The organism is uncultured Novosphingobium sp. (assembly GCF_964277725.1).
Lineage (GTDB): Bacteria > Pseudomonadota > Alphaproteobacteria > Sphingomonadales > Sphingomonadaceae > Novosphingobium > Novosphingobium fluoreni.
Genome location: NZ_CAXYKL010000209.1, coordinates 1 through 4,894, shown reverse-complemented (window position 1 = coordinate 4,894; position 4,894 = coordinate 1). Strand labels below are relative to the sequence as shown.

Here is a 4,894-nt window from a genome sequence, read left to right as displayed (position 1 = left end):
GGCAAGATCGGCCTGTTCTGGCCGGTCATGTTCCACATCCTGAACTCGATCGGCTTCGGCCACACCCTTCCGGTCAGCCTGGCCTTGTTCACCAAGGTCGCCCCGAAGGCGATGGCGGGCACGGTCGTGGGGCTTTACTATCTGGCCTTCTTCGCCTCGAACAAGATCGTGGGCACCGTGGGCGGTTGGTACTCCACCATGGATACGGTGCAGTTCTGGCTGCTCCACGTCGGCGCGGCGACAGTCGGGCTGGTCGCGTTCGTGATCCTCAAATTTTCGCTGGGGAAGCTGCTAGCCGATCCTAAGGCGATATAGAGACCGCGCACCTCCCCTCGCTTCCGCTGTTGATGAGCGAGGCGGGGTGGATCAGAACAGGCGAGAGCCGTTGGGCACCGGCCGGTCAGGTGAGAACAGCACGACTCTGCCCGCTTCATCGGCGAAACCCAGTGTCAGCGCTTCGGACAACGCCCGGCCAATCTGGCGGGGTGGGAAGTTGACCACGCCGGCCACTTGCCGCCCGATCAGTTCCTCAGGCATGTAGAGCGCGGCCATCTGGCCCACGCTGCGCCGCTCGCCGATGCCGGGGCCAAAGTCGATCCGCAGCTTCAAGCTGGGCTTGCGCGCACCCTCATAGACTTCCGCGGCGATGATCGTCCCGACGCGAATGTCGATCTTCAGAAAATCGGCGAAGGCGATCTCGTCCGCCGCTTCGGCAGACGCATCATGCTCAAGATGCATCAGCGCGGGGCGTCGATATAGATCCGCAAGCGCTTCGTCCGCTCCTGGGTCAAGCCGGTGATGCAGGCGCTTTGCTGCATCGGCCACATCGAACCGCTATCCGGCCCCCGAGGACCATTTTCGGCCAGGCATTGCGCATCGCGATAGGCCAACCACTTGCGCTGAGCGTCCAGCAACAAGTTGAAGTCGGCACGTGACCTGGCGCGGGCGATGTCTGACGCACGCTTCCAAGTGGCGTTCAATGCCTTGTCCGCCGCTTCGCGCTGCTGCCCGGCGCAGATGTTCATGTCCGCCTGGGTCATGGCATTCCGGCAGTCAGGTGCGGGAGTGGCTGCGGCAAGGATGAGCGCCAGGATCACTCTGCCGCTTCCAGTTTCGCGCAACCCTTGGGCATGCGCTGCGCCTCGACTTCGGCCGGGGTCAGGTCGATCGCCATGGGCTTCAGGCCCAGCCGCGCGAACATCGCCATGTCGTTGTCGTCGCCCGCATTGGGCGCGGTCAGCAGCTTGTCGCCGGTGAAGATCGAGTTCGCGCCGGCCAGGAAGCACATCGCCTGCGTCATTTCCGACATGGACTCACGTCCGGCGGAAAGGCGGACCATCGATCCCGGCATCGTGATCCGCGCCACCGCCACGGTGCGCACGAATTCCACATCGTCGATCTTGGCGAGCGGCGTATCGGCCAGCATGTCGCCCAGCACCGTGCCCTTCACCGGCACCAGCGCGTTGATCGGCACTGACTGCGGATGATCCGGCAAAGTCGCCAGGGTATGGATGAAGCCAACGCGATCGGCGCGCGTCTCTCCCATGCCCACGATGCCGCCCGAGCAGACGTTGATCCCGGCCATGCGCACGTTCGACAGGGTATCGAGCCGATCGTCCATCGTGCGCGTGGTGATCACCTGATCGTAGCGCTCTGGCGAAGTATCGATGTTGTGGTTGTAGTAATCGAGCCCGGCCTCGCTCAACATATCCGCCTGAGCGGGCGTCAGCATGCCCAGCGTCATGCAGGTTTCCATGCCCATGGAGCGCACGCCCTGCACCATCTCGATGATGGCAGGCATGTCGCGGTCCTTGGGATTGCGCCAGGCGGCACCCATGCAGAACCGCGTGGAACCGGCATCTCTCGCCTGGGCGGCGCGTTGCAGCACCTGCTGCACTTCCAGCAGCTTGGTCGCCTTGACGCCGCTATTGGCCGAGACGGACTGCGAGCAATAGCCGCAATCCTCCACGCAGCCGCCGGTCTTGATCGAAAGCAGCGTGGATAGCTGGACCTCCGCCGGATCGAAGCTGCGGCGATGCACCTCGGCGGCGCGATAGACCAACTCGGTGAACGGGAGATCGAAAAGCCCCGCGATCTCTTCGCGAGTCCAGTCGGTACGTGCGTCGGTCATGCTTACTCCGCAGCCTGCAGTTCATCGCCCGCCGGCGGCATGTTGTGGCCCAGCAGGCGCAGCACATCGGCGGCGCACTCTACCACGTTCGAGCCTGGGCCATAGATACCCTGCACACCGGCGTTGCGCAGGTACTCATAGTCCTGCGGCGGAATAACGCCACCCGCGATCACCTTGATATCATTGCGGCCTTGCTCACGCAGGCGCTGGATCAGTTCGGGGATCAGCGTCTTGTGCCCGGCGGCGAGGCTGGATGCACCGACCACATCGACATCGTGCTCCAGCGCCAGCACCACCGTTTCTTCCGGCGTCTGGAACAGCGGACCCGATACGATATCGAAGCCCATGTCGCCAAAGGCCGACGCGATCACGTTCGCGCCGCGATCGTGGCCATCCTGGCCCATCTTGGCGACCATCAGCTTGGGCTTGCGACCCAGGCGGCGCTCGACCGCGGCCACACCATCCACCACCTGCTGCCAACGGCTGTCGCCCGCATAAGGCGCGGAATAGACACCCTTCACCGGGGTCGGTTGCGTGCCATAGCGCGCGAAGCTCTCTTCCATGGCAGACGAGATTTCGCCCAGCGTCGCGCGCGCCCGGGCGCACTCCACGGCGAGCGCCAACAAGTTGTTTTCCAGGCTCGAAGGCTTGGCCGCCCCCTCACGCAAGGCCTTGAGTGCCGCCTCGCAGGCGTCGTTGTCGCGCTCAGCCTTGGTCTTGGCGATGCGGGCGATCTGCCCTTCGCGGACCTTGGCGTTGTCGACCTCCAAGGTCTCAAGCAAGTCCTCGCTGGCCAATCGGTATTTGTTGACGCCGACGATCACGTCATCGCCACGATCGACCCGCGCCTGACGAGCGGCGGCGGCGGTCTCGATCATCGCCTTGGGCCATCCGGCCGCAACCGCCTTGGCCATGCCGCCTTCGGACTGCACGCGCTCGATGATCTCCCACGCCTGATCGACCAGTTCCTGCGTCAGCGCTTCGATGTAGTAGGAGCCTCCCAGGGGATCGACCACCTTGGTCATCCCGGTTTCTTCCTGGATGATGATCTGGGTGTTGCGGGCGATCCGGGCCGAGAAGTCGGTCGGCAGCGCGATCGCCTCGTCCAGCGCATTCGTATGCAGCGACTGGGTGCCGCCCAGCATCGAGGCCATGGCCTCGATCGTGGTGCGCACCACGTTGTTGTAGGGGTCCTGCTCCTGCAGCGAAACGCCGGACGTCTGGCAATGGGTGCGCAGCATCTTGGAGCGTTCGTCCTGCGCGCCCAGTTGCGTCATCGCCCGATGCCACAGCACGCGCGCGGCGCGAAGCTTGGCGATCTCCATGAAGAAGTTCATGCCGATGGCGAAGAAGAAGCTGAGGCGCCCGGCGAACTTGTCGATATCGAGGCCCGATGCGACGCCGTATTTCACATATTCCATGCCGTCGGCGATGGTGAAGGCCAATTCCTGCACCTGCGTCGCGCCGGCTTCCTGCATGTGATAGCCGGAAATCGAGATCGAGTTGAACTTGGGCATCTCGCGGCTGGTGTAGCCAAAGATGTCCGAGATGATCCGCATGCTCGGCTCGGGCGGGTAGATGTAAGTGTTGCGGACCATGAACTCCTTGAGGATGTCGTTCTGGATGGTCCCGTCGAGCAGCTTGCGATCAACGCCCTGCTCCTCCCCCGCGACGATGAAGAACGCCAGGATCGGAATCACCGCGCCGTTCATCGTCATCGACACGGACATCTTGTCGAGCGGGATGCCGTCGAACAAGATCTTCATGTCCTCAAGCGTGTCGATCGCGACGCCCGCCTTACCCACGTCACCCGTCACGCGGGGGTGATCGGAATCGTAGCCACGGTGCGTCGCCAGGTCGAACGCGACCGAAAGGCCCTTCTGGCCCGCCGCCAGGTTGCGCTTGTAGAACGCGTTTGATTCCTCGGCGGTCGAAAAGCCCGCGTATTGGCGGATCGTCCAGGGGCGGCCCGCGTACATCGATGCGCGCACGCCGCGCGTGAACGGCGCGAAGCCTGGCAGACCCGGATCGGCGGTCACGTCCTCGGCGGTGTAGAGCGGCTTGACGGCGATCCCCTCAGGCGTTTGCCAGATCAGGTCCTTGCCCTTGACCTCCTTGTCGGCCGCCGCCTGCCATTTCGCGAGGTCGGCCTGCACCGACGGCTCCGGCAACCGGCGCGCGTCCGGCGCGGCGCCGCTGTCTTCACCGGGATTGGTTTCGATCGTGGGCTTGTCGCTCATCATCCATTCCTCACATGCGGGCGGGCGAGAGGCTTGCCTCGCCGCTGTCTCTAACGCCGCCTGGCGGTCACCCGATCAAACCGGCCGGAGCAAGGCCAACCTCGCTCCCACGCCAGATCAGTGCGCTTCGTTCGGGGTTTCCATGATCTCGGTCAGCTGGCCACCCATGTCCTTGGGGTGGACGAAGAAGATCAGGGTACCGTGCGCGCCGATGCGCGGTTCGCCCAACACGCGCTTGCCCTGCCCTTCGAACCACGCCTTGGCTTCAAGGATATCAGGCACTTCGTAGCAGATGTGATGCTGCCCGCCGAGTGGGTTCTTCTCCAGCCACTTGCCCACTGCGCTGTCCGGCGTGGTTGGCTGCAGCAACTCCACCTGCGTACCGGCGGTGCCGTTCTCACCCGGGGTGTTGACGAAGCACACGCGCACTTGCTGGCTTTCCAGCACGAACGGCTCGGTGATGTCGGTCGCGCCCATGACATCGCGGTAGTGCGCGATCGCGGCATCGAGGTCCGGCGTGGCA

The 4,894-nt window shown here is 64.2% G+C and carries 5 protein-coding genes and 1 pseudogene; 1 reads left to right on the top strand and 5 read right to left on the bottom strand.

The window, feature by feature from the left end; all coding sequences use genetic code 11:
* A pseudogene (locus ACHWRX_RS11915) lies at nucleotides 1-315 on the top strand (MFS transporter); the annotation flags it as partial.
* A 51-nt stretch (nucleotides 316-366) separates the two neighbouring features.
* On the opposite strand, the gene ACHWRX_RS11910 reads toward ACHWRX_RS11915, so the two are convergent.
* From ACHWRX_RS11910 to ACHWRX_RS11890, 5 genes are all read right to left on the bottom strand, one after another.
* Nucleotides 367-738, bottom strand: coding sequence for a tRNA-binding protein (locus tag ACHWRX_RS11910; RefSeq protein ID WP_288416761.1), 372 nt, complete (start codon nucleotides 736-738; stop codon nucleotides 367-369).
* Complete coding sequence (locus tag ACHWRX_RS11905) at nucleotides 738-1,097, bottom strand: lysozyme inhibitor LprI family protein (RefSeq protein WP_394659374.1); 360 nt, start codon at nucleotides 1,095-1,097, stop codon at nucleotides 738-740. The genes ACHWRX_RS11910 and ACHWRX_RS11905 overlap by 1 nt, the downstream gene beginning before the upstream one ends.
* A complete protein-coding gene (gene bioB, locus ACHWRX_RS11900; RefSeq protein WP_058738011.1) occupies nucleotides 1,094-2,131 on the bottom strand; it encodes a biotin synthase BioB in 1,038 nt (345 codons plus the stop codon). The genes ACHWRX_RS11905 and bioB overlap by 4 nt, the downstream gene beginning before the upstream one ends.
* Before the next feature lie 2 nt (nucleotides 2,132-2,133).
* Nucleotides 2,134-4,374, bottom strand: a complete 2,241-nt coding sequence (gene scpA, locus ACHWRX_RS11895) for a methylmalonyl-CoA mutase (RefSeq protein WP_394659373.1) — start codon at nucleotides 4,372-4,374, stop codon at nucleotides 2,134-2,136.
* 114 nt (nucleotides 4,375-4,488) lie between these two features.
* Nucleotides 4,489-4,894: VOC family protein (locus tag ACHWRX_RS11890; protein WP_394659372.1), on the bottom strand; the 406-nt coding region annotated here is incomplete at its 5' end.